The sequence below is a fragment of the Pseudomonas sp. Pdm06 genome (genome assembly GCF_014851795.1).
GTDB classification, from domain to species: Bacteria; Pseudomonadota; Gammaproteobacteria; order Pseudomonadales; family Pseudomonadaceae; genus Aquipseudomonas; species Aquipseudomonas fluorescens_AA.
This window is the reverse complement of sequence record NZ_JACVAH010000007.1, coordinates 143,622-167,214: the sequence shown is the minus strand read 5'-3', so window position 1 is coordinate 167,214 and position 23,593 is coordinate 143,622. Positions and strand designations below refer to the sequence as shown.

The 23,593-nt window shown below is 59.6% G+C and carries 26 protein-coding genes, 1 tRNA gene and 1 pseudogene; 5 read left to right on the top strand and 23 right to left on the bottom strand.

Annotated features, from left to right (window positions below):
• Window positions 1–10 precede the first annotated feature (10 nt).
• The 15 genes from ispG to trmJ all read right to left on the bottom strand — a co-directional run bounded on the left by ispG (window position 11) and on the right by trmJ (window position 11,974).
• Window positions 11–1,120 (bottom strand): flavodoxin-dependent (E)-4-hydroxy-3-methylbut-2-enyl-diphosphate synthase, encoded by a 1,110-nt coding sequence (ispG, locus tag IB266_RS13775; protein WP_003185136.1) that lies wholly within the window; start codon window positions 1,118–1,120, stop codon window positions 11–13.
• A 3-nt stretch (window positions 1,121–1,123) separates the two neighbouring features.
• Window positions 1,124–2,158, bottom strand: coding sequence for a helix-turn-helix domain-containing protein (locus tag IB266_RS13770; protein WP_192261525.1), 1,035 nt, complete (start codon window positions 2,156–2,158; stop codon window positions 1,124–1,126).
• Window positions 2,158–2,916 (bottom strand): type IV pilus biogenesis/stability protein PilW, encoded by a 759-nt coding sequence (gene pilW, locus IB266_RS13765; protein ID WP_072408090.1) that lies wholly within the window; start codon window positions 2,914–2,916, stop codon window positions 2,158–2,160. Before pilW ends, IB266_RS13770 begins: the two co-directional genes overlap by 1 nt.
• Window positions 2,917–2,928: 12 nt before the next feature.
• The gene (gene rlmN, locus IB266_RS13760) at window positions 2,929–4,077 is read right to left on the bottom strand and encodes a 23S rRNA (adenine(2503)-C(2))-methyltransferase RlmN (protein ID WP_053118626.1); all 1,149 of its coding nucleotides are present in this window, start codon (window positions 4,075–4,077) and stop codon (window positions 2,929–2,931) included.
• A gap of 28 nt (window positions 4,078–4,105) precedes the next feature.
• On the bottom strand, window positions 4,106–4,531 hold the full coding sequence (ndk, locus tag IB266_RS13755; RefSeq protein ID WP_042727994.1) for a nucleoside-diphosphate kinase: 426 nt from the start codon (window positions 4,529–4,531) through the stop codon (window positions 4,106–4,108).
• A 92-nt stretch (window positions 4,532–4,623) separates the two neighbouring features.
• A complete protein-coding gene (gene iscX, locus IB266_RS13750) occupies window positions 4,624–4,824 on the bottom strand; it encodes a Fe-S cluster assembly protein IscX (protein WP_192261524.1) in 201 nt (66 codons plus the stop codon).
• Window positions 4,825–4,838: 14 nt separating this feature from the next.
• Window positions 4,839–5,180: an ISC system 2Fe-2S type ferredoxin gene (gene fdx / locus IB266_RS13745; protein WP_092442207.1), complete on the bottom strand. Its 342-nt coding sequence runs from the start codon at window positions 5,178–5,180 to the stop codon at window positions 4,839–4,841.
• Window positions 5,181–5,183: 3 nt separating this feature from the next.
• Window positions 5,184–7,046: a Fe-S protein assembly chaperone HscA gene (gene hscA, locus IB266_RS13740; RefSeq protein WP_192261523.1), complete on the bottom strand. Its 1,863-nt coding sequence runs from the start codon at window positions 7,044–7,046 to the stop codon at window positions 5,184–5,186.
• A 50-nt stretch (window positions 7,047–7,096) separates the two neighbouring features.
• Complete coding sequence (gene hscB, locus IB266_RS13735; protein ID WP_060739093.1) at window positions 7,097–7,618, bottom strand: co-chaperone HscB; 522 nt, start codon at window positions 7,616–7,618, stop codon at window positions 7,097–7,099.
• Window positions 7,619–7,626: 8 nt separating this feature from the next.
• On the bottom strand, window positions 7,627–7,950 hold the full coding sequence (iscA, locus tag IB266_RS13730) for an iron-sulfur cluster assembly protein IscA (RefSeq protein ID WP_003185155.1): 324 nt from the start codon (window positions 7,948–7,950) through the stop codon (window positions 7,627–7,629).
• Between the two features lie 24 nt (window positions 7,951–7,974).
• The gene (gene iscU, locus IB266_RS13725; protein WP_003185157.1) at window positions 7,975–8,361 is read right to left on the bottom strand and encodes a Fe-S cluster assembly scaffold IscU; all 387 of its coding nucleotides are present in this window, start codon (window positions 8,359–8,361) and stop codon (window positions 7,975–7,977) included.
• A 43-nt stretch (window positions 8,362–8,404) separates the two neighbouring features.
• Window positions 8,405–9,619 carry an IscS subfamily cysteine desulfurase gene (locus IB266_RS13720; protein WP_060739094.1) on the bottom strand — a complete coding sequence of 405 codons (1,215 nt, stop codon included), beginning with the start codon at window positions 9,617–9,619 and terminating at the stop codon, window positions 8,405–8,407.
• 50 nt (window positions 9,620–9,669) lie between these two features.
• Window positions 9,670–10,161, bottom strand: coding sequence for a Fe-S cluster assembly transcriptional regulator IscR (gene iscR / locus IB266_RS13715; RefSeq protein WP_003185160.1), 492 nt, complete (start codon window positions 10,159–10,161; stop codon window positions 9,670–9,672).
• A gap of 264 nt (window positions 10,162–10,425) precedes the next feature.
• The gene (cysE, locus tag IB266_RS13710; protein ID WP_192261522.1) at window positions 10,426–11,202 is read right to left on the bottom strand and encodes a serine O-acetyltransferase; all 777 of its coding nucleotides are present in this window, start codon (window positions 11,200–11,202) and stop codon (window positions 10,426–10,428) included.
• Between the two features lies 1 nt (window position 11,203).
• A complete protein-coding gene (gene trmJ / locus IB266_RS13705) occupies window positions 11,204–11,974 on the bottom strand; it encodes a tRNA (cytosine(32)/uridine(32)-2'-O)-methyltransferase TrmJ (protein ID WP_038856918.1) in 771 nt (256 codons plus the stop codon).
• 144 nt (window positions 11,975–12,118) lie between these two features.
• Between trmJ and suhB the strand changes: the two genes are divergently transcribed.
• On the top strand, window positions 12,119–12,937 hold the full coding sequence (suhB, locus tag IB266_RS13700; RefSeq protein ID WP_003185165.1) for an inositol-phosphate phosphatase: 819 nt from the start codon (window positions 12,119–12,121) through the stop codon (window positions 12,935–12,937).
• A 248-nt stretch (window positions 12,938–13,185) separates the two neighbouring features.
• On the opposite strand, the gene IB266_RS13695 is transcribed toward suhB, so the two are convergent.
• The 6 genes from IB266_RS13695 to queA form a co-directional block, all read right to left on the bottom strand.
• Window positions 13,186–13,734, bottom strand: a complete 549-nt coding sequence (locus tag IB266_RS13695) for a glycine zipper 2TM domain-containing protein (RefSeq protein WP_014336691.1) — start codon at window positions 13,732–13,734, stop codon at window positions 13,186–13,188.
• A 117-nt stretch (window positions 13,735–13,851) separates the two neighbouring features.
• Window positions 13,852–14,766 carry a protein translocase subunit SecF gene (gene secF, locus IB266_RS13690; RefSeq protein ID WP_060739096.1) on the bottom strand — a complete coding sequence of 305 codons (915 nt, stop codon included), beginning with the start codon at window positions 14,764–14,766 and terminating at the stop codon, window positions 13,852–13,854.
• A 9-nt stretch (window positions 14,767–14,775) separates the two neighbouring features.
• Complete coding sequence (secD, locus tag IB266_RS13685) at window positions 14,776–16,644, bottom strand: protein translocase subunit SecD (RefSeq protein ID WP_060739097.1); 1,869 nt, start codon at window positions 16,642–16,644, stop codon at window positions 14,776–14,778.
• Between the two features lie 63 nt (window positions 16,645–16,707).
• Complete coding sequence (yajC, locus tag IB266_RS13680; RefSeq protein WP_007916913.1) at window positions 16,708–17,046, bottom strand: preprotein translocase subunit YajC; 339 nt, start codon at window positions 17,044–17,046, stop codon at window positions 16,708–16,710.
• Window positions 17,047–17,089: 43 nt separating this feature from the next.
• Window positions 17,090–18,205, bottom strand: coding sequence for a tRNA guanosine(34) transglycosylase Tgt (gene tgt / locus IB266_RS13675; protein WP_161951757.1), 1,116 nt, complete (start codon window positions 18,203–18,205; stop codon window positions 17,090–17,092).
• Between the two features lie 14 nt (window positions 18,206–18,219).
• Window positions 18,220–19,269 (bottom strand): tRNA preQ1(34) S-adenosylmethionine ribosyltransferase-isomerase QueA, encoded by a 1,050-nt coding sequence (gene queA / locus IB266_RS13670; protein WP_025211994.1) that lies wholly within the window; start codon window positions 19,267–19,269, stop codon window positions 18,220–18,222.
• Between the two features lie 108 nt (window positions 19,270–19,377).
• On the opposite strand from queA, the gene IB266_RS13665 reads away from it, so the two are divergent.
• From IB266_RS13665 to IB266_RS13655, 3 genes are all read left to right on the top strand, one after another.
• Window positions 19,378–19,462: transfer RNA gene (locus tag IB266_RS13665), tRNA-Leu, on the top strand.
• A gap of 288 nt (window positions 19,463–19,750) precedes the next feature.
• Complete coding sequence (locus IB266_RS13660) at window positions 19,751–20,080, top strand: hypothetical protein (protein WP_123595455.1); 330 nt, start codon at window positions 19,751–19,753, stop codon at window positions 20,078–20,080.
• A gap of 83 nt (window positions 20,081–20,163) precedes the next feature.
• Window positions 20,164–21,417, top strand: a complete 1,254-nt coding sequence (locus IB266_RS13655; RefSeq protein WP_192261521.1) for a hypothetical protein — start codon at window positions 20,164–20,166, stop codon at window positions 21,415–21,417.
• 54 nt (window positions 21,418–21,471) lie between these two features.
• Here IB266_RS13655 and IB266_RS13650 read toward each other — a convergent pair.
• A pseudogene (locus IB266_RS13650) lies at window positions 21,472–21,669 on the bottom strand (phosphotyrosine protein phosphatase); the annotation flags it as partial.
• Between the two features lie 91 nt (window positions 21,670–21,760).
• Here IB266_RS13650 and IB266_RS13645 point away from each other — a divergent pair.
• A complete protein-coding gene (locus IB266_RS13645; protein ID WP_192261520.1) occupies window positions 21,761–23,098 on the top strand; it encodes a hypothetical protein in 1,338 nt (445 codons plus the stop codon).
• Window positions 23,099–23,182: 84 nt separating this feature from the next.
• Here the strand turns inward: IB266_RS13645 and IB266_RS13640 are convergent, their stop codons facing one another.
• On the bottom strand, window positions 23,183–23,509 hold the full coding sequence (locus IB266_RS13640) for a low molecular weight protein tyrosine phosphatase family protein (RefSeq protein WP_192261519.1): 327 nt from the start codon (window positions 23,507–23,509) through the stop codon (window positions 23,183–23,185).
• Window positions 23,510–23,593: the final 84 nt, after the last annotated feature.

Here is a 23,593-nt window from a genome sequence, read left to right as displayed (position 1 = left end):
TTCGTTCGACTCAACCACGCGCAATCACTGCAGCGTCGGCTTCGACCTTTTCGGCCGCTTTCTGGCGAATCAGCCGTTCCAGCTCATCCACCAGATTGTCATTCGTCAGTTTCTGCGACGGCTTGCCGTCGATGTAAATCAGGTTCGGTGTACCGCCAGTCAGGCCGATATGGGCCTCCTTGGCTTCGCCCGGCCCGTTGACCACGCAACCGATCACCGCGACATCCAGCGGCACCAGCAGGTCTTCGAGGCGCCCTTCCAGTTCGTTCATGGTCTTGACCACATCGAAGTTCTGCCGCGAGCAGCTCGGGCAGGCGATGAAGTTGATGCCACGGGAACGCAGGTGCAGGGACTTGAGAATGTCGTAGCCGACTTTCACTTCCTCGACCGGGTCAGCCGCCAACGAGATGCGGATGGTATCGCCAATCCCTTCGGCGAGCAGCATACCGAGGCCGACGGCGGATTTCACCGTGCCCGAACGCAACCCACCGGCTTCGGTGATGCCCAGGTGCAGCGGCTGGACGATTTCCTTGGCCAGCAGGCGGTAGGCTTCGACGGCCATGAACACGTCGGACGCCTTCACGCTGACCTTGAAGTCCTGGAAGTTCAGGCGCTCAAGGTGCTCGACGTGGCGCAGGGCGGATTCCACCAGCGCCGCCGGGGTCGGTTCGCCGTATTTCTTTTGCAGGTCTTTTTCCAGGGAACCGGCGTTCACACCGATGCGGATCGGGATGCCCCGGTCGCGGGCGGCATCCACCACGGCGCGCACACGGTCTTCGCGACCAATGTTGCCCGGGTTGATGCGCAGGCAATCGACGCCCAATTCGGCCACGCGCAGGGCGATGCGGTAGTCGAAGTGAATGTCGGCGACCAAAGGCACCTTGACCAGTTGCTTGATCTTGCCGAACGCCTCGGCGGCGTCCATGTCCGGCACGGAAACCCGCACGATGTCGACACCGGCGGCTTCCAGGCGGTTGATCTGCGCGACCGTGGCGGCCACGTCATTGGTGTCGCTGTTGGTCATGCTCTGCACAGCGATAGGCGCATCGCCGCCCACGGGCACGTTACCGACCCAGATCTTTCGGGATTCGCGACGCTTGATTGGAGATTCGCCGTGCATGACTTATTGACCCAACTTCAGGCGAGCGGTCTCGCCACTGGTGAACGGAGCGATGTCGACCGGCTGGCCGTTGTAGCTGACCTGCGCGCCACGGGCATAACCCAGGCGTACGGCAAACGGCGGCTTGCCGTTGACGGCGGTGCTGTCGCCCTTGCGCTTGAGGCCGCTGAACAGCACCTTGCCGTTGCCGTCGGTGATCTGCGTCCAGCAGTCGGCGACAAACTGGATCTGCACCTGGCCTTCACCCGCGACTGGCGCCGGGGTCGGAGCCGCTGGAGCTGCCGGGGCGACTGGAGCGGTAGGCGCGGCGTGGGTCGCAGGCGCAGCCGCGGTCGGTGCTGGCGTACTCGGCGCGGCCGGGGCCGTGGCAATCGGTGCGCTGCCGGTGTTCGGGGCAGCCGGTGCAGTCGGCGTGGTCGGAGCTGGAACAGCCGGCTCGGCACCGGCCTGGGCATCGGCGTCGTCCTGGCTTTGTGGCAGCGCCAGGGCGGTTTCGCCTTCGGCCTGGCCTTCGACGACAGCCTGGTCTTCCGGCTCGTCCAGCGGGTGGATCTGGGTGGTGCCGTCAGCGCCCTCGACCTCGACGTGCTCGGGGTTCATGGCGACGGGCTCCTTGTTGCGCAAGGACGCCTGGTCCTGCCACCAGACAAAACCGCCACCGATCACCGCGATCAGCAGCAACAGGCTGACGATTCGCAAAATGGTGTGGGAAACGCGAACCGGCTCCTCGATGCGCCCCAGGCTGTGCACGTTGCTGCCCTGGGCATCGGAACCGGTGTATTGATCGAATTGCTGGACCAGCACGGTCTGGTCCATGCCGAGCAACTTGGCATAGGCGCGGATGTAGCCCCGGGCGAAGGTGTGCCCAGGCAGCTTGTCGAACGCGCCCGCTTCCAGATTGCCCAGGGAAGCCACGGTAAGATTGAGCTTGAGGGCCACTTCGGCCAGCGACCAACCATTGCTTTCGCGGGCTTGACGCAGGGTCTCACCGGGATTTACGCGAGTCGCTGCTACAACTTCGGGATGCGCCGCTTTCATCATTGCTCCGACAGGTATTGCTGATATTCCGGCGTACCGGGATAGAGTCTTTTGAGTTGCAAGCCGTAACTCGCAGCTTTGTCGCGATCTTCAAACACATGTGCCAGCCGAACGCCGAGCAATAGACTACGTGCATTTTGCTCGCTCAGCAGGCTAAAACGCTCGTAGTAGTCACGGGCGGGCACATAATGCCTGTCTTCGTAAGACAACTCAGCCATTTCCAGCAGCGCCCGCGGTTGCTGGCGGTTGAGCCGCAGCGCCTTTTCGAGCTGCTGGCGGGCCAGGTCACGCTGGCCCAACTGCGCGGCCGTCATGCCGAGGTTCTCGAAAACCCGCGAACGCTCGGGGTAAAGGGTATCGGCGGCAGCCTGCTCGAAGCGCTCGTAGGCTTCCTTGTAGCGTTTCTGCTCGAAAAGAAAGCTGCCGTAGTTGTTCAGGATCCGTGCATCCTGAGGCCGGCCGGACAGCGCCTTGCGAAAATGCTGGTCGGCCAGTTCCGACTCCATCTCGGCCTGGAACACCAGGGCCAGTGCCGCATTGGCATCCGGGTCGGAATCGTCCAGCTCCAGGGCCTTCTTGAGCGGCACCTTGGCCCGTTCGGTCATGCCCTGCTGCAGGTAGCCGATGCCCAGTTGCACATAGGCCACACGTGCCTCGTCACGCCCTTTGCTGGTCTTCATCGGGTTGTAGTCACCCGACAGGACACAACCGGAACACAGGCCGGCCAACAGCAAAACGAGCGCGAAGCGCAGGGACATAGAGTTCCTCTCTTAGTGACTGTTCGCAGCGTTTTGCACTGCATCGTCCGCGGCGTTCAACTCACGCACGGCAATGTAGCGTTCGCTGCGACGGGTGCGATCCAGCACCTGTCCTACCAATTGGCCACAAGCGGCGTCGATGTCTTCGCCGCGGGTGGTGCGCACGGTGACGTTGAAGCCAGCGTGGTGAAGCTGATCCTGGAAGCGACGAATCGCGTTGTTGCTCGGACGCTCGTAACCGGAATGCGGGAACGGGTTGAACGGGATCAGGTTGATCTTGCACGGGATGTTCTTGAGCAGCTCGATCATCTCGACCGCGTGCTCGACCTTGTCGTTCACATCCTTGAGCAGCGTGTACTCGATGGTCAGCACGCGTTTTTCGCCCAGGGACGACATATAGCGCTGGCACGACTCGAGCAGCATCTTAAGCGGATACTTCTTGTTGATCGGCACCAATTGGTTACGCAATGCGTCATTGGGTGCGTGCAGCGACAACGCCAGGGAGACGTCGATGTGCTTGGCCAGCTCATCGATCATCGGCACCACGCCAGAGGTGGACAGGGTCACGCGGCGCTTGGAGATGCCGTAGCCCAGGTCGTCCATCATCAGGTGCATGGCGGAAACGACGTTGTCGAAGTTCAGCAGCGGCTCACCCATGCCCATCATCACCACGTTGGTGATGGCACGGTCGACGGTCGCCGGGACGCTGCCAAAGGATTTGTTGGCAATCCACACCTGGCCGATCACTTCGGCGGCGGTGAGGTTGCTATTGAAGCCTTGCTTGCCGGTGGAGCAGAAACTGCAATCCAGGGCACAGCCTGCCTGGGACGAAACGCACAAGGTGCCGCGCTTGCCCTGGGGAATGTAGACGGTCTCGACGCAGCTGCCGGACGCCACGCGCACCACCCACTTGCGGGTGCCGTCGCTGGAAATGTCCTGGCTGACCACTTCGGGGCCGCGAATCTCGGCAACAGCCTTGAGCTTTTCGCGCAGGGCCTTGCCGACATTCGTCATGGCGTCGAAGTCGTCGACGCCAAAGTGGTGAATCCATTTCATCACCTGGCCGGCACGGAAACGCTTCTCCCCGATCGAGTCGAAGAATTTCTCCATTTCCGGCTGGGTCAGGCCCAACAGGTTGGTTTTGCCGTTCGATGTAGTCATGGATTCACCTTCACTCAAAAGCCTGGGCTTAGCGAGTGGTTACTTCAGTAGCGGAGAAAAAGTAAGCGATTTCGCGAGCAGCAGCGGCTTCGGAGTCCGAACCGTGGACGGCGTTGGCGTCGATGGACTCGGCGAAGTCAGCACGGATGGTGCCGGCAGCAGCTTCTTTAGGGTTGGTGGCGCCCATCAGCTCACGGTTGCGAGCGATGGCGTTTTCGCCTTCCAGCACCTGAACGACAACCGGACCGGAAGTCATGAAGGCAACCAGCTCACCGAAGAAACCGCGCTCGCTGTGCTCGGCGTAGAAGCCTTCGGCTTCGGCTTTGGACAGTTGCTTCATTTTCGAAGCTACAACGCGCAGGCCAGCGTCTTCGAAACGGGTAACGATCTTGCCGATCACGTTTTTAGCAACGGCGTCAGGCTTGATGATGGAGAAAGTACGTTGAACAGCCATGGTGTAACTCCAGAAACGGTAATTTGCGAAAAATTAAACCCGCGAATTATACGCGGGTTCTTGGGTATTGCCTAACTGCGTACGGTGCAGACTCAGTCCGCTTCTTCGATCCAGGCGGCTTGAATGGCTTCGAGCACCTTCTCACCACCACGGGCCGGATCATCACTGAACTCCGGCAATTCCAGCACCCATCTGTGCAGATCGACGAAGTTCACGTAACGGGGGTCTACATCTGGCTTGGATTCAACCAGCTGGATTGCGATTTCCAGTACATCAACCCATTTCAGACTCATTGTAACTCCCTGAATCAGTGCGGCGCTTCGGCGGCGTGGTTAAGCGAGTATCTCGGAATTTCGACGGTCAGGTCCTCGGTGCCGACAATCGCCTGGCAGGCCAGGCGCGATTGCGCTTCCAGGCCCCAGGCCCGGTCGAGGAAGTCTTCTTCCAGCTCGTCCGCCTCTTCCAGCGAGTCGAATCCTTCACGAACGATGCAATGGCAGGTCGTGCACGCACAGACACCGCCACAGGCACTTTCCATCTCGATGTGATGCTCATGAGCCAGTTCAAGAATGGACGTCCCGGGCTCAGCCTCCACGACCATACCCTCCGGGCAGAACTTCTCGTGGGGCAAAAAAATCACCTGCGGCATCAGTTATTCCTCGATTTCATTCAGGTTGCGCCCCGCCAGGGCGGCTTTCACCGTCGAGTCCAGGCGGCGGGCAGCAAAGGCATCGGTGACTTGCGACAGACGCTTGGTCTGCTGCTCGATGGCATAACCATCGGTGCCTTTGATCAATTCGGACAGTTCCTGCATCTGCAGCTCGATGACCATGCGCTCTTCTGGATCGAGCAAGCGGTCGCCGTCAGCTTCCAAGGCACCTTGCACGGCTTCGATCAGGCGCTGGGCGTCGACCTGTTGCTCGCGCAGCACACGCGCCACCTTGTCGTCGCTGGCGTGCTGGAAGGAATCCTTGAGCATCTTGGCGATTTCGCCGTCGGTCAGGCCATAGGACGGCTTGACCTGGATGCTCGCCTCCACGCCCGAAGCCAGTTCGCGGGCGGAGACGTTGAGCAAACCGTCGGCATCGACCTGGAAGGTCACGCGGATCTTCGCCGCACCGGCCACCATCGGCGGGATGCCGCGTAATTCGAAGCGGGCCAGGGAACGGCAGTCGCTGATCAGTTCACGCTCGCCTTGCAGCACGTGGACCATCATGGCCGACTGGCCGTCTTTATAGGTGGTGAAGTCCTGGGCGCGGGCAACCGGGATGGTGGTGTTGCGTGGAATCACCTTCTCCATCAGGCCGCCCATGGTTTCCAGCCCCAGGGACAACGGAATCACGTCGAGCAGCAACAGTTCGCCGCCGTCGCGCTTGTTGCCGGCCAGGGTATCGGCCTGGATCGCGGCACCGATGGCGACCACCTGGTCCGGGTCGATTTCGGTCAGCGGCTGGCGGCCAAAGGCCTCGGCAACGGCTTCGCGAACCCGAGGCACGCGGGTCGAACCACCAACCATGACCACGGCTTTCACATCTTCAAGCTCGACACCGGAATCGCGCACGGCACGGCGGCAGGCCTTGAGGCTGCGGGCGACCATGGGTTCGATCAGGGCATCGAAGGCCTCGCGAGTCAGCGCGGCCTTCCAGTCGCCATAAGCGACTTCAACGGTGGCGGCGTCGGTCAAGGCTTCCTTGGCGGCGCAGGCGGTTTGCAGCAGGTGGCGTTGCGCACCCGGATCGAGATCGGCGGACAAGCCGGCTTGCTCGATGATCCAGCCGGCGATGGCGTGGTCGAAGTCATCGCCGCCCAAGGCGCTGTCGCCACCGGTGGCCAGGACTTCGAAAACACCGCCGGTCAGGCGCAGGATCGAAATATCGAATGTACCGCCGCCCAGGTCGTAGATCGCGACCAGGCCTTCGGCATGCTGGTCCAGGCCATACGCCACGGCAGCGGCAGTCGGCTCGTTGAGCAGGCGCAGGACGTTAAGGCCGGCCAGCTTGGCGGCGTCCTTGGTGGCTTGGCGCTGGGCGTCGTCGAAATAGGCCGGGACGGTGATGACCGCGCCCACCAGCTCACCGCCCAACGCCGCTTCGGCGCGCTGGCGCAGGACCTTGAGGATGTCGGCGGAAACCTCGACCGGGCTTTTCGGGCCCTGCACGGTTTCGATGAACGGCATGTGGGATTCGCCGCCGACGAAGCGGTACGGCAGCTGGTCGCCCAATTGCTTGACGTCGGACAGACCACGACCCATCAAGCGCTTGACCGAGACTATGGTGTTCAGCGGGTCGGTGGCGGCGGCCAGCTTGGCCGACTCGCCCACTTCGACGCGGTCGGCGTGATAACGCACGGCGGACGGCAGGATCACCTGCCCCTGCTCATCGGCCAGCGGCTCGGAAAGACCGCTGCGCAAGGCAGCGACCAGGGAATTGGTAGTACCCAAGTCGATCCCGACAGCCAGGCGACGCTGGTGCGGTTGTGGACTTTGGCCGGGTTCGGCGATCTGCAGTAGGGCCATCGTAATCAGGACTTATCTGTAATCAGGCGTGCGACCGGAGCGGCACTGGGTTAATCGTCGAGGCGCTCTTCTAGCTGGCGCACTTCGTAGGTGAGCTTGTCGAGGAACTGCATGCGCCGCATCAGGCGTTCGGCCTGTTCGCGTTGCGCGGCATCGTTCCAGCAGGCTGCGAAGCTTTCGTTCAGTGTTTGCTGGGCGTCTTTCAAGCGCCGCTTGAATACCGCGACACCGGCCAGGTCGGCGCTGTCCTGCAGGTCCTCGAGCTCTTCGCGCCACTGCATCTGCTGCAAAAGAAACTCGGGATCGTGGACCGTGACCTCCAACGGCAACTCATGGCCGCTGATGGCGAGCAGGTAACGCGCGCGCTTGGCCGGGTGCTTGAGCGTCTGGTAAGCCTCGTTGAGGTTCGCCGACTGCTCGAGCGCCCGCCGCTGCTCCGCCTCGGAGGCATCGGCAAAGCGGTCGGGATGGACGCCACGGGCCAATTCAAGATAACGCGCGGACAACTGCTCGAGATCCAGCTGGAATGCAGGCTGCATCTGGAACAACGCAAAATGACAAGGAGTACCCACAAGCCGCCTCAGATGTTGAAGCTTTCGCCGCAGCCACATTCACCGCGCACGTTGGGGTTGTTGAACTTGAAGCCTTCGTTCAACCCTTCCTTGACGAAATCCAGTTCGGTGCCGTCCAGGTACGTCAGGCTTTTCGGGTCGATGATCACTTTCTGACCATGACTTTCGAACACCTGATCGTCTTCGCCCACTTCGTCGACGAATTCCAGTACATAGGCGAGACCAGAACAGCCCGTGGTGCGTACACCCAGGCGGATACCCTCACCCTTGCCGCGCCCCGCAAGTGAGCGCTGGATATGGTTAGCTGCCGCTTCTGTCATCTGGATAGCCATGGAAAACTCCTTACCGTACGCGGATCAGATCAAGCCTTTCTTCTGCTTGTAATCGCGAACGGCGGCCTTGATGGCGTCTTCGGCGAGTACCGAGCAGTGGATCTTCACTGGCGGCAGGGCCAGTTCTTCGGCCAGCTGGGTGTTCTTGATGGTTTCGGCTTCATCAAGGGTCTTGCCCTTCATCCACTCGGTGGCCAGGGAGCTGGACGCGATGGCCGAACCGCAGCCGTAGGTCTTGAACTTGGCATCTTCGATGATGCCTTGCTCGTTGACCTTGATCTGCAGGCGCATGACGTCGCCGCACGCCGGAGCGCCGACCATGCCGGTGCCGACATCAGGATCCTGCGCGTCCATCTTGCCGACGTTGCGCGGGTTCTCGTAGTGGTCGATGACCTTTTCGCTATATGCCATTTGCTTCAATCCTCATCAGTGAGTCGCTCTGGTGGCGACTTCTTCAGTGCGCCGCCCACTCGATTTTCGAAATGTCGACGCCGTCTTTGTACATGTCCCACAGCGGCGACAGAGCGCGCAGCTTGGTAACGGCCTCGCAGACTTTCTGCGCGGCGTAATCGATTTCTTCTTCGGTGGTGAAACGGCCGAAGGTAAAGCGAATGGAGCTGTGGGCCAGTTCGTCGTTGCGGCCCAGGGCGCGCAGTACGTACGAAGGCTCCAGGGACGCCGAGGTGCACGCCGAACCGGACGACACGGCCAGATCCTTGAGCGCCATGATCAGCGACTCGCCTTCAACGTAGTTGAAGCTCAGGTTCAGGTTGTGCGGTACGCGGGCGGTCAGGCTGCCGTTGACGTAGAGTTCTTCGAGGTGCTCGACCTGCTTGAAGAAGCGGTCGCTCAGGGCCTTGATGCGTACGTTCTCGGCCGCCATGTCTTCCTTGGCGACGCGGAAGGCTTCGCCCATGCCGACGATCTGGTGGGTCGCCAGGGTACCGGAACGCATGCCACGCTCGTGACCGCCGCCGTGCATGGTCGCTTCGAGGCGAACACGCGGCTTGCGGCTAACGTACAGCGCGCCGATGCCTTTAGGGCCGTAGGTCTTGTGGGCCGAGAACGACATCAGGTCGACTTTCAGCTTGGACAGGTCGATGTCGACCTTGCCAGTGGACTGCGCGCCGTCGACGTGGAACAGGACGCCCTTGGAGCGGGTCAGTTCGCCGATGGCCGCGATGTCGTTGACGGTGCCGATTTCGTTGTTCACGTGCATGATCGAAACCAGGATGGTGTCGTCGCGCAGGGCGGCTTCGACCATGGCCGGGGTGATGATGCCGTCTTCACCGGGCTCGATGTAGGTAACTTCGAAGCCTTCACGCTCCAGTTGGCGCATGGTGTCCAGGACAGCCTTGTGCTCGATCTTGGAGGTGATCAGGTGCTTGCCCTTGGTGTGGTAGAAATGCGCGACACCCTTGATTGCCAGGTTGTCGGATTCGGTGGCACCGGAGGTCCAGACGATTTCACGCGGATCGGCGTTGACCAGGTCGGCGACCTGGCGACGGGCGTTTTCGACCGACTCTTCGGCCTTCCAGCCAAACACGTGGGAACGGGACGCCGGGTTACCGAAGTTTCCGTCGACCAGCAGGCATTCACTCATTTTTTGCGCAACACGCGGATCAACCGGGGTGGTCGCAGAGTAATCAAGGTAAATCGGCAATTTCATGGACTTTCTCCTAAATCAGGCTGGCTGGCGTTCCGCGTGCTCTGCGGCAGTCATTCGACGGCGGACGCTTCAATCTTGTCCAGGTGCGGCGCCTTGCTGTTGCAACGGCGCTGGTCCTGACGCTGGGCTACTTCTTGCACCTCACGGCGAGTTACAAGGTCAGCCAAGCTGATACCGCTCAGAAATTCGTGAATCTGCAGGCTGAGGTCGCACCACAAGTGGTGGGTCAGGCAAGTATCGCCGCCATGGCAGTCGCCTAGGCCCTGGCATTTGGTCGCATCGACCGATTCGTTCACCGCATCGATCACCTGGGCGACCTGGATGCCTTGCATGTCCCGCGACAGCTGGTAGCCGCCGCCGGGGCCGCGAACGCTGGACACCAGGTTGCTGCGGCGCAGCTTGGCGAACAGCTGTTCAAGGTAAGACAGGGAAATGCCCTGGCGCTCGGAGATATCGGCCAGGGACACCGGCCCGTGCTGCGCATGCAATGCCAGATCGAGCATTGCGGTCACGGCGTATCGGCCTTTTGTAGTCAGTCGCATGGACAATTACCACGGAGTTCGGAATGGGGGCGAGTATGCAATTCCCGAGTATTTAAGTCAAGTATAAGACCTAGTGCTTTACTCAGGTTTACCCGCGAAAGAGCGCGCGCATGATAGCAAAGGCTGGCCAGTGGCGACCAGTGATACCGCGTTATCGTTCATCGCGGGCAAGCCTTGCTCCCACAGCCTTGCTCCCACAGCCTTGCGCTTAAAGGAGCCCCCCCCCTGTGGGAGCAAGGCTTGCCCGCGATGCAGACACCTCGGTCAGCCGGCCTGGCTCTCATCCTTATCCTTCACACACGCAAAGTCTTCCTCGCGCAGTTCAGGCAGGTCCTTGGCACAGTAATTACTGCCCAGGTCCTTCAGGGCGCCGCACATCCCCTCCAGGCGCCCATCGACGGCCTGCAGGTGATCGAGCAACTGGTTGATGGCCCGGGCGACCGGGTCGGGCATGTCTTCGCCGACACCGTAGGCGTCGAAGCCGATCTTCTCGGCCATGGCCTTGCGGCGAGCATCCTGCTCCTCATCGGACTTGACGATGATCCGCCCCGGAATCCCCACCACGGTCGCACCCGGCGGCACGGCCTTGGTCACCACGGCGTTGGAGCCGACTTTCGCCCCCGCCCCCACCGTGAACGGCCCGAGCACCTTGGCGCCGGCACCGACCACCACGCCGTCTTCCAGGGTTGGGTGACGCTTGCCTTTGTTCCAGCTGGTGCCGCCGAGGGTCACGCCCTGGTACAAGGTCACGTCGTCGCCGATCTCGGCGGTTTCACCGATGACGATGCCCATGCCGTGGTCGATGAAGAACCGACGGCCGACCTTGGCGCCCGGGTGGATCTCGATCCCGGTCAGCCAGCGGCCGAAGTTCGAGACCAGCCGCGCCAGCCACTTCCAGCCCATGTTCCACAAGGCGCCGGACAGGCGATGGATCCAGATGGCGTGCATGCCCGGGTAGCAGGTCAGCACTTCAAAGGCATTGCGCGCCGCCGGGTCACGATGGAAAACACTTTGGATATCTTCACGCAAACGTTCGAACATTTTATTTCTTCCGCTTAATCAGCTCGCCACGGGCCGCCTTCTGGGTTTCCGTGAGGATGCCGCGCAATATATTCATCTCCGCCCGGCTGACCGAGCTTCGTCCGTACAACCGACGCAGGCGCGCCATCAAGTGCCGCGGCTTTTCCGGGTCGAGGAACTCGATGTCCACCAGGGTCTGCTCCAGGTGCTCATAGAATCGTTCCAGCTCGTCCATGGTCGCCAGTGTCTCACTGCGCGGCGACGTGACCTCGGTTTTTTCGACTTTGCTGGGCTTGCCTTCGGCCGCCAGCCAAGCCATGCGCACTTCATAACTCAACACCTGCACCGCCGCCCCCAGGTTCAAGGAACTGAACTCGGGGTCGGAAGGGATATGCACGTGAAAGTGACATCGCTGCAGCTCGTCATTGGTCAGGCCGGAGTCTTCACGGCCGAACACCAGGGCGATTTCAAAACCTTGCGCGGCTTCCTCGACCACTTTGGTGCCGCATTCCCGGGGGTCGAGCAGCGGCCAGGGGATACGCCGGTCGCGGGCGCTGGTACCGAGCACCAGGTTGCAACCCACCAGGGCATCTTCGAGGGTGGCGACGACTTGCGCGTTGGCCAGGATGTCACCGGCACCGGAGGCACGGGCGTCGGCTTCGTGATGAGGAAACAAGCGCGGCTCGACCAGCACCAGGCGCGACAGGCCCATGTTCTTCATGGCCCGCGCAGCTCCGCCGATGTTACCCGGATGGCTGGTATTGACCAGGACGACACGAATGTTCTGCAACAAGGGGGGCGCTCTCGAACACGATAAAGGGAGCAAATCTTACAGAAGCACCTACCGTTAAGCTATGAAAGCGAACACCAACCTTCTCCTGAGAAAACTTTCTGATAGAATGCGCGGCTTTCTTTAACAACCTTAGGTGACACATCCATGCAGCCCATGCTGAATATCGCGCTGCGCGCCGCCCGCAGCGCCAGTGAACTGATCTTCCGCTCCATCGAGCGCCTGGATACCATCAAGGTCGATGAAAAAGACGCCAAGGACTACGTGTCCGAGGTCGATCGCGCCGCCGAGCAAAAGATCGTCGACGCCCTGCGCAAGGCTTACCCGAACCACTCCATCCTCGGTGAAGAGACCGGCATGCACGCCGGTACTGGCATCGAAGGCGAAGAGTACCTGTGGATCATCGATCCGCTGGACGGCACCACCAACTTCTTGCGCGGCATTCCTCATTTCGCTGTCAGCATCGCCTGCAAATACCGTGGCCGCCTGGAACACGCTGTCGTGCTGGACCCGGTTCGCCAGGAAGAATTCACCGCCAGCCGCGGCCGTGGCGCCCAACTGAACGGTCGTCGCCTGCGCGTCAGCGGCCGCACCAGCCTGGACGGCGCCCTGCTGGGTACCGGCTTCCCGTTCCGTGATGACCAGATGGACAACCTGGACAACTACCTGGGCATGTTCCGCGCCCTGGTCGGCCAGACCGCCGGCATCCGCCGCGCCGGTGCTGCGAGCCTGGACCTGGCTTATGTGGCTGCGGGTCGTTTCGATGCGTTCTGGGAGTCGGGCCTGTCCGAGTGGGACATGGCAGCGGGCGCCCTGCTGATCCAGGAAGCAGGTGGTTTGGTGAGCGACTTCACCGGCGGCCACGACTTCCTCGAAAAAGGCCACATCGTTGCCGGCAACACCAAATGCTTCAAGGCTGTGCTGACTGCTATCCAGCCGCATCTGCCGGCTTCGTTGAAGCGTTAAGCGACACAGCTACAGGAAAAGCACCTTTCGGGGTGCTTTTTTATGCCTGGATTTTGCACACCCGAACCACTGTGGGAGCAAAGCTTGCCGCGATACAGTGGCACACTCAACAGAGAGGCCACCTGACCCACCGCTATCGCGAGCAAGCTTTGCTCCCACAGTCATCCCACAGGATATTTGAGGAATGGGCCACAAAATGCGGGCGAAAAAAAAGCACCCCGAAGGGTGCTTTTTTCATAGCGGTTGGATCACTGGGCTGGTTCGTTCTGGCCCAGGATCAGTTGGCCTTCCTTGCTCACCGGGATCTGGTTGCCCGGGTCGCGGTCCATGCGGACTTTGCCTTCTTTGCCGTCGAGCATGTAGCGAACGTCGTAGCCTACCACCTTGTCGCTGATGTCATTGACCGTGTTGCAGCGCGTCTGGGTGGTGGTGTAGGTATCGCGCTCCTGCATGCCTTCCTGAATCTTGTTACCGGCATAACCACCACCGGCCGCACCCGCCACGGTGGCGATTTTCTTGCCCGTGCCGCCGCCGATCTGGTTACCCAGCAGGCCACCAGCTACGGCGCCCAGCACGGTGCCGGCGATCTGGTGTTGGTCCTGGACTGGCTTCTGCCGAGTCACGGTGACGTCCTTGCACACTTCACGCGGGGTCTTGATTTGGGTCTTGACCGGTTCCACGGCCAGTACTTGCGCATACTCAGGGCCACTCTTTACCAAGCTGTAGGTGGCGACCGCGCCACCGGCTGTTACACCGACAGCACCCAATACCGCACCAACCAGCATCGATTTGTTCACTTGAACCTCCTGACCATCACAAGCGGATTAATCCGCGCTTCTCCCAGCCTTGGAGCACAAAAAAAGGCGCGAGTTCAACTCGCGCCTTTTCAGCGGTGACGGGCGGGGCGACGAGCCTTATGGGCGGTCGTCCACTTCCGTTTCAGTGGCCGCGGGAGGAATCAGGTCCTCGGAGTTCAGGTTCAGCCAGATCAGCACCACGTTAGCGATGTAGATCGACGAGTAGGTACCCGCCATCACACCGATGAACAGCGCGATGGAGAAACCGAACAGGTTGTCGCCACCAAAAAACAGCAGCGCAGCAATCGCCAGCAAGGTAGAGATCGACGTCGCCATGGTCCGCAGCAGCGTCTGGGTGGTCGAGATGTTGATGTTCTCGACCAACGATGCCTTGCGCAGCACACGGAAGTTTTCACGCACCCGGTCGAACACCACGATAGTGTCGTTGAGGGAGTAACCGATGATCGCCAACACCGCCGCCAGCACCGTCAAGTCGAAGGTGATCTGGAAGAACGACAGGATACCCACGGTCACGATCACGTCGTGGATCAGCGAGGCAATCGCACCCACCGCGAACTTCCACTGGAAGCGGAAAGCCAGGTAGAGCATCACGCCGCCCAACGCCAACAGCATGCCGAGGCCGCCCTGGTCGCGCAGTTCTTCACCCACTTGCGGGCCGACGAACTCGACGCGCTTGACCTGCGCCGGGTTGTCGCCGCCGGCCTTCTGCAAGGCTTCCGCTACCTGGTGGCCCAGTTGCGGGTCTTCACCCGGCATGCGTACCAGCAGGTCGGTGGTCGCACCGAAGCTCTGCACGATGGCATCGCTGTAGCCCGAGGTCGCTAGCTGCTCACGCACCTTGGTGACATCGGCCGGACGCTCGTAGGTCAGCTCGATGAGCGTACCGCCGGTGAAGTCCAGGCCGTAGTTCAATCCCTTGGTGGCCCAGCTGAACAACGCCAGGACTGTGAGAAACAATGTGACGCCGAACGCAATGTTGCGAACGCCCATGAAGTTGATTGTACGTAACATGGCAGCCCCTTAAATCCACAACTTCTTGAAGTCACGACCGCCAAAGATCAGGTTGACCATTGCGCGGGTCACCATGATGGCTGTGAACATCGAGGTAAAGATCCCGAGGGACATGGTCACTGCGAAACCCTTGACCGGGCCGGTGCCCATGGCAAAGAGAATCCCGCCGACCAGCAACGTGGTCAGGTTGGAGTCGAGAATCGCGGTGAATGCCCGGCCGAAGCCTTCGTTGATTGCCCGCTGGATCGTCATGCCCGCGGCGATCTCTTCACGTATCCGCGAGAAGATCAGCACGTTGGCGTCCACCGCCATGCCCATGGTCAAGACGATACCGGCGATACCCGGCAGGGTCAGCGTAGCACCCAACAGCGACATCAGGGCCAGCAGCAGCACCATGTTCACCGCCAGCGCGACGGTGGCGATGATGCCGAAGAAACGGTAGATGGCGATGATGAACAGCGAGACGAACAGCATGCCCCACAGCGATGCATCGATACCCTTGGTAATGTTGTCGGCACCCAGGCTCGGGCCGATGGTGCGTTCTTCAGCGAAGTACATCGGCGCGGCCAGGCCACCGGCACGCAGCAGCAAGGCCAGTTCCGAGGATTCACCCTGGCCGTTGAGGCCGGTGATGCGGAACTGGCTGCCCAGTGGCGACTGGATGGTCGCCAGGCTGATGATTTTTTTCTCTTCCTTGAAGGTCTGCACCGCGACGTCTTTCTCGACACCGTCGACCACTTGCTTGGTGTAGGTGGTGGTCGGTTTCTGCTCGATGAAGATCACCGCCATGCTGCGACCGACGTTGCTGCGCGTGGCGCGGCTCATCAGTTCGCCACCGTGGCCGTCGAGGCGGATGTTCACCTGCGGACGACCCTGCTCGTCGAAGCCCGCCTGGGCGTCGGTCACCTGGTCACCGGTGATGATCAGGCCACGCTCGATCTGCGCCGCCGGACGACCGCCTTCACGGAACTCGAAGCTCTCGGTCGTGGCCTTGGACGCGCCTGGTTCAGCACCGAGGCGGAATTCCAGGTTGGCTGTTTTACCGAGGATACGCTTGGCTTCGGCGGTGTCTTGCACGCCCGGCAGCTCAACCACGATGCGGTTGGCGCCCTGGCGCTGCACGATCGGCTCGGCCACACCCAGTTCGTTGACGCGGTTACGTACCGTGGTCAAGTTCTGCTTGATGGAGTATTCGCGGATTTCCGCCAGCTTGGCCGGGGTCATCGCCAGACGCAGCACCGCCTGACCATTGAGGTCGGCCGGCACAATGTCGAAATCGTTGAAGTTCTTGCGGATCAGCGCACGGGCCTGCTCGCGGGTATCTTCATCGCTGAAGCCCAGCTGAATGGCACCGTTGAGTTGCGGCAGGCTGCGATAGCGCAGGCGCTCTTTACGCAGCAGGCTCTTGACGTCGCCTTCGTAGACTTTCATCCGCGCGTCGAGGGCTTTTTCCATGTCCACTTCCAGCAGGAAGTGCACACCACCGGACAAGTCCAGGCCCAGCTTCATCGGATGCGCGCCAAGCTTGCGCAGCCATTGCGGGGTGGTCTGGGCCAGGTTCAGGGCTACAACGTAATCGTCGCCCAACGCCTTGCGCACCACGTCCTTGGCTGGCAACTGGTCTTCCGACTTGACCAGGCGCAGCAGGCCGCCCTTGCCGTTTTCGGCGATGGACGCAGCCTTGACCTCGATATTGGACGCCTTGAGCGCAGCGCTCGCACGGTCCAGATCGGCCTGGGTGACCTGCAGCGCAGTGCTTGCGCCACTGACCTGAATGGCCGGGTCATCCGGGTATAGATTGGGAGCGGAATAAATCAGACCGACCGCCAGCACCGCCAGGATCAGTACATATTTCCACAGAGGGTATTTGTTCAGCATCACGCCGCCCGCTTATGACGCGGGGCGCCTTGCGCGCCCCGTCGATTGAATAGAAGTTGTTACTTAGATCGCTTTCAGTGTGCCTTTTGGCAACGTGGCCGCGATAGCGCCCTTCTGGAACTTCATTTCAACAGTGTCGGACACTTCCAGTACCACGAAGTCGTCGGCCACTTTGGTGATCTTGCCAGCGATACCGCCGGTGGTGACCACTTCATCGCCCTTTTGCAGGCTGCTCAGCAGGTTCTTCTGCTCTTTGGCGCGCTTGGCCTGTGGACGCCAGATCATCAGGTAGAAGATGACCAGGAAGCCGACCAGGAAAATCCACTCGAAACCACCGCCCATAGGGCCGGCAGCAGCAGGTGCAGCCGCGTCAGCCATGGCATTAGAGATAAAAAAGCTCATTTAGCACTCCAGTTGCAAGTATTGAATCTAGGGATCGGAAAACTCAGTCCAAAGGCGGTACAGGCAACCCGCGCTTGGCATAGAAGGCCTCGACAAAGGCGGCCAATGTACCCTGTTGGATAGCCTCGCGCAAACCAGCCATAAGCACCTGATAATGGCGCAAATTGTGGATGGTATTGAGCATACTGCCGAGCATTTCGCCGCACTTGTCCAAATGATGCAGATAAGCGCGGGAGAAGTTCTGGCAGGTATAGCAATCGCACGTCGGATCCAGCGGCGAATCATCATGGCGATGGAACGCGTTACGGATCTTCAGCACGCCCGTGTCGATGAACAGATGCCCATTGCGGGCATTACGGGTTGGCATCACGCAATCGAACATGTCCACCCCGCGGCGCACACCCTCAACCAGATCTTCCGGTTTGCCAACGCCCATAAGGTAACGAGGTTTGTCAGCAGGCATTTCCCCTGGCAGGTAATCGAGCACCTTGATCATCTCGTGCTTGGGCTCGCCCACCGACAGCCCGCCAATCGCCAGGCCGTCGAAGCCGATCTTGTCCAGGCCTTCGAGGGAGCGCATGCGCAGGTCGCGGTGCATGCCGCCCTGGACGATACCGAACAACGCCGCGGTGTTTTCGCCATGGGCGTTCTTGGAACGCTGGGCCCAGCGCAACGACAGCTCCATGGACACCCGCGCCACGTCTTCATCGGCCGGGTACGGCGTGCATTCGTCGAAGATCATCACGATGTCCGAGCCCAGGTCGCGCTGCACCTGCATCGACTCTTCCGGGCCCATGAACACCTTGGAACCGTCTACAGGAGAGGCGAAGGTCACGCCCTCCTCCTTGATCTTGCGCATCGCGCCCAGGCTGAACACCTGGAAACCACCGGAGTCGGTCAGGATCGGACCTTTCCACTGCATGAAATCGTGCAGGTCGCCGTGGGCCTTGATCACTTCCATGCCCGGGCGCAGCCACAGGTGGAAGGTGTTGCCCAGGATGATCTCCGCGCCAATCGCCTCGATGTCCCGTGGCAGCATGCCCTTGACCGTGCCGTAGGTGCCCACCGGCATGAACGCCGGGGTTTCCACGGTTCCGCGGGGGAAGGTCAGACGACCGCGACGAGCCTTGCCATCGGTGGCGAGCAACTCGAAGGACATGCGACAGGTGCGACTCATACTGTTTCCTCGGGTCCGCGTGGCGCGGGGTTACGGGTGATGAACATCGCATCACCGTAGCTGAAAAAGCGGTATCCATGCTCGACGGCGGCCTTGTAGGCGGCCATGGCTTCGGGATAACCGGCGAACGCCGAAACCAGCATCAACAGCGTGGATTCGGGCAAATGAAAGTTGGTGACCAGGGCATCGACCACATGGAACGGCCGGCCCGGGTAGATAAAGATATCGGTGTCGCCACTGAACGGCTTGAGCACGCCATCGCGAGCCGCGCTTTCCAGGGACCGCACACTGGTGGTCCCCACTGCCACCACCCGACCACCGCGGGCGCGACAGGCCGCCACGGCATCGACCACTTCCTGGCTCACTTCCAGCCATTCGTTGTGCATGTGGTGGTCTTCGATGCGCTCGACCCGCACCGGCTGGAACGTGCCAGCGCCCACGTGCAGCGTCACGAACGCGGTCTCCACGCCCTTGGCGGCAATCGCCTCCAGCAACGGCTGATCGAAATGCAACCCCGCCGTCGGCGCCGCCACCGCCCCCAGGCGCTCGGCGTACACGGTCTGATAACGCTCGCGGTCCGAACCTTCGTCCGGGCGGTCTATATAAGGAGGCAACGGCATGTGCCCGACACGGTCGAGCAGCGGCAACACCTCTTCGGCAAACTCCAGCTCGAACAACGCATCATGCCGCGCCACCATCACCGCCTCGCCGCCACCGTCGATCAAAATCGACGAACCCGGCTTGGGCGACTTGCTGGAGCGCACATGGGCCAGCACACGATGACTGTCCAGCACCCGCTCCACCAGAATCTCCAGCTTGCCGCCGGAGGCCTTCTGGCCAAACAACCGCGCCGGAATCACCCGGGTATTGTTGAACACCATCAAATCGCCCGGGCGCAAATGCTCAAGCAAATCAGTGAATTGACGGTGAGCCATGGCACCGCTGACCCCGTCCAGGGTCAACAGTCGACTGGCGCGACGCTCGGCCAGAGGGTGGCGAGCGATCAGCGAATCCGGGAGTTCGAAGGTAAAGTCAGCAACACGCATGATGGGGTTCGTCTAGCAGGGCCGGAAAGTCTAGCGGAAATATCAAAAATTCACCATGAAACGTGATTGACCAACGGTAGGCACCTCTCTATACTTCGCCGCCATTGAGCCCTGATGGCGGAATTGGTAGACGCGGCGGATTCAAAATCCGTTTTCGAAAGGAGTGGGAGTTCGAGTCTCCCTCGGGGCACCATCTTAAAGAAAGACCTTGAAATTCAAGGTCTTTTTTTTCGTCTGCAGGAAAGTCACTCGATCCATTTGTGGCGAGGGGATTTATCCCCGCTGGGTCGCGAAGCGGCCCCAACCACCAAACCTGTGGCAAGGAAGAATCTGTGGCCAGTAAGAAACCCGTGGCGAGGGAGCTTGCTCCCGCTTGAGCGCAAAGCGCTCACAAAAATATCACAGCCCCCACCGATGCTCCGCCTTGCAACGCCCAGTTGATCCACCGCCCCTCCTCACCCGCTGACAAAGGATTCACCCCATGGAATTGCTGCTGGAAACGGTCGCTCTTTACTCGCTGAAGCTGGCTTATGAGACGGAGGGGCATAGTCCGATTTTGCGGGATGATCCGTTGATGGGCGGGTGTGATCGGGAGGTTTTTGGGTTGTTGGTGCGGCGGGAGGATTTGGTTGGGATTCATGCGACGCTACAGCAGTGTTTGGGGCGGGCGCTGGACGCAGTTGGGGGCGAGGAGACCGTCCTGGGGCTGGAGTTGCAACGGTTGGCAGAGGATTTCAGGGCTGCGCCAATGATGGAGGAGCTTAAGGCCCCGCTCGTGGCGCTTCGGGATTATTTAAAAGAGATCCAATGACCGATCAAGTTGAGCAAGAGCGAATAACACCTAACACTTAAGTCGATATACCCCATAAAACATCATGATTAAAGGAATTAAGCATGAGCACATCCAAGACCACAGCAGTATCCGACAGCGAATCAAAACTTAAAAATTATGCACTTAACGTTCTAAATGAAGGCAAATGGTGGTTAGTACCTGCGGCCACGCTATTTTCAATACTCCTACTTTGCAAATATTTGTGGGTTATCGGCCACCCCGAGCTACTACTTGAATCCATCGGAAGCATACCCAATCTTTTAGTCTGGCTAATTTTTGTAGTGTTTGGACTACTAATCATATTGCTTTTAACAGTCATCCCTTCGCTTAGCTTTTCACTTTGCATGAGCATAGTCACATCCAGCCGCGAGAATGAAATAATTCTGGCCAGGCGTTTTGTGCCCATTGTTTTATTAGGTTTCGCCCTGCTGGCAGGAATGCTGTTGGCCTCTGCATTCGACATCATCTTCGAACCGTGGAAAGTTTTCCTATTAGTCGTCACTTTATCAACAGCGCTAGCAGCATGGGTACTTGTGGGCAATCAAGACAAAAGAATTCGGTTTGTAAGTCTTGGATTCGGACCAATCAAGCCATGGAGACGTTTTTTTGCCGCCGCCGCAAAAGTTTTGGCTGCTGGAGTTTTCCTGGGCTTTACTGCAATGACAGGAGTTTTTCCAGCACAGCTCGCGCTTGGGGCTTGGCGAGGAGCCGAGTCTGGTTTGGAGGCGACGGTGGTTATCGGATATTGCTTGGCCTTCATGTTAATTTCAATGTTCCCGGTTATGGCCTTTTATACACTACAGGGAACTACGACAAATCGATTGTTTAAAGCCACCGGGGCACTAGGATTGGTATTTATCCTAACCACCTTCTTATTGCCACCGGTCCTCGACCTTTGGGCGTTCGCCGCTGGAAACCTAATGAGGCTTCGGGACAGCCGCCCTCTACCGTATTTGGTAGATAAAGCTGATTATCCATTCGCAACCTTCGATTCAAAGCTGTGGGAGACATCGCCTATCGCTAATGACGAAAAGTTCTATACGATTCAAGCCTTCAAGCAATACCGCTTTGGCGACATCCTATTATTATGCCCGGCCCGATATGCCAATCTGTCTCTGAAACGCTTACCAACATACTATGATGAGTGCCTGACTACGGCCGCTTCCAAAGTCAAACCAGCTTCGCCACGAATGAAAGCCATTACCTCACCCCGTCCTCTGGACGACGAAAGAAGCTGTGCATCCGTACGGTCACCTACACGCCCGCCACTGAAAACTAACGAAAGCAGAACGTGCCTGTTTCAACACCCCCTCTAAGAACGAGACAAGCAGCCAACGCTCAGCTGTAAGGAAGTGACGCCTCAATCGGACCTACGGAGTTAGGTAGAACGTCACTTCACTTTCAAGCACGTCCACCAGCTCAGGATCCATGAAGCGATAGTCATCGGAAATATCCAGAACATGCAGCTGCTTGTGCTCAAGCAGCCGAGCGTACCCTGCCCGTAGACGATGCTCGTGCTTGCGCTCCATCACAAAAATGACATCGGCCCAACGGATATCCGCTGGGCCGCCTCGGATAGACTCACCCATAATCTGGCCGTTTTTCCCGCTCTCCTCCACGTAACCACGGAATGGCAAAAAAATTGAAGGACTCAGATTGATGTCAATTTCAATAGGGGATTTTTTCTACCCTTACGTAAAGTTTCTCCACGGCGCTGCCTACAACCTACACCAGATCCTTGAAGGCCTTGGCGTCGTATCATCGACCTTCACCGGGCGCAACGACGCCGGGCAAATCATCGGAACTTACTGGTCACCCGATGAAGCCATGGTGATCACGCTGGGCTACCTGATGATGCTGTCCCTGCTGCTGATTCCCTTGCTGGCAGCAACGGCCTTTACCGTGAGCAAGAAGCGAGGCGTGTTCATCTTCTTCGCGCTCCTGTTCCTACCCGGTGTGTTGAACTGCCTGGGCCTTTTCCCAACCATCAATTACCTGCCCATCCGCTACACCATCAATGGCGTTGGAAAGCTGGGCAGCGAAGTCGGGCTGATTCCCCTGTTGATGCTTTGCGCCCTCACCGGATGGGCTGTCATGGTCCTTGTTTATGACAACCTCAACCTCACCGAACGCTTCCGACAGCTGTACGATCACTTCTGGTTTCCGCTGGCATTGGTCGCAGCGGTGTTCTTCGTGGCGGACAACGGCGCCAATGAAGACGCCGCACTGCTGAAGGAGGCGACAGCGAGCATCCAGGACGCCAGCGCGTTCCTGTTGAGCCAGATCAGGCGCTACGATGATTACTGTAAGGCCAATGGCTTGGGTAGCCTGAAGTCGTGCCAGTGGAGCAGCGATTCACAGTGGACCTTTACTCACATCAAGGAAGGTGAAGCCAGCTACTTCATAGGTTACGCACCGGACGACTCCAAAGGGTTCTACGCCGCGAATAGAAGAACCCTAAGCGATGAGGACGTGATCGCCATTCGCACAGAGATCAACGACTACAACCAACGGTTGTGCCCCGTGAAGCACTTTTCCAATGGCATGTCGCGCTCATCGCCACTCTCCAGCACCTGCGATTACGTCCCCCGTGGCTACTGCTCGGTCAATCCTGACGGTCCGCCGGGACTCGTAGACAAAAACATCAGCAGCCACACCGTAGCCTTGGCCAGCGAATGCATCATTCCCTGGCTCGCCGGTGCCAAGCCTTCCCTGAAGCAGTTGTCGGCGCTAGTCAGCCAACATGACAAAGCCAAGAATCAGCGTTGGCTGTATTTCCTTGCTGTCGCTGTGGCGGTCGGAGCAAAAGTGGCGTTGGCGACTACCAAGTTGTGTTTGGTTGATGCACGGCCTGTGGCTGATAGGCGTCGTGTTCTTAGGGCCGCACGGTATCAGCTGGGCCAGTGCCTCCGTGTGCTGAAGCGCCTGCTGGTTGGTTTTGGTCAATTTGCATGGTTTGCTGCGAGCCGTGTATCCATGCTGCTAAAACGGGAATAGCACGACGGGATCAACCGTCTACCCGGTGATCGTTTCGCCTAGCCATTGAGGAAAGGAGCGGCTCGTGAAGATTGTCCTAAATGCTCAAATACACAGGTACGACGGTACCTCTCGCTCAAGCATGTCCACCAGCTCAGGGTCCATGAAGCGATAGTCATCAGGAATATCCAGAACATGCAGCTGCTTGTGCTCAAGCAGCCGAGCGTACTCTGCCCGTAGACGATGCTCATGCTTGCGCTCCATCACAAAGATGACATCGGCCCAACGGATATCCGTTGGGCCGATAGGTTTGCGTGCGTTCGGGCTGGTGCCTGCCGAACGCATGCTGAAACCTGCACGTCGACGCCAAATCGCCTCCCCGGAAGGACTGCGCCATTGGTTACGACTGCAAACGAACAGGAAATTAGTCACTCTTGATCCAACAGTTGGCGGGTGGTGCGGATGGGATAGCTCATACCGAGCTGACGCGCCCGGTGCAGCTTGTCGGCACGGGTG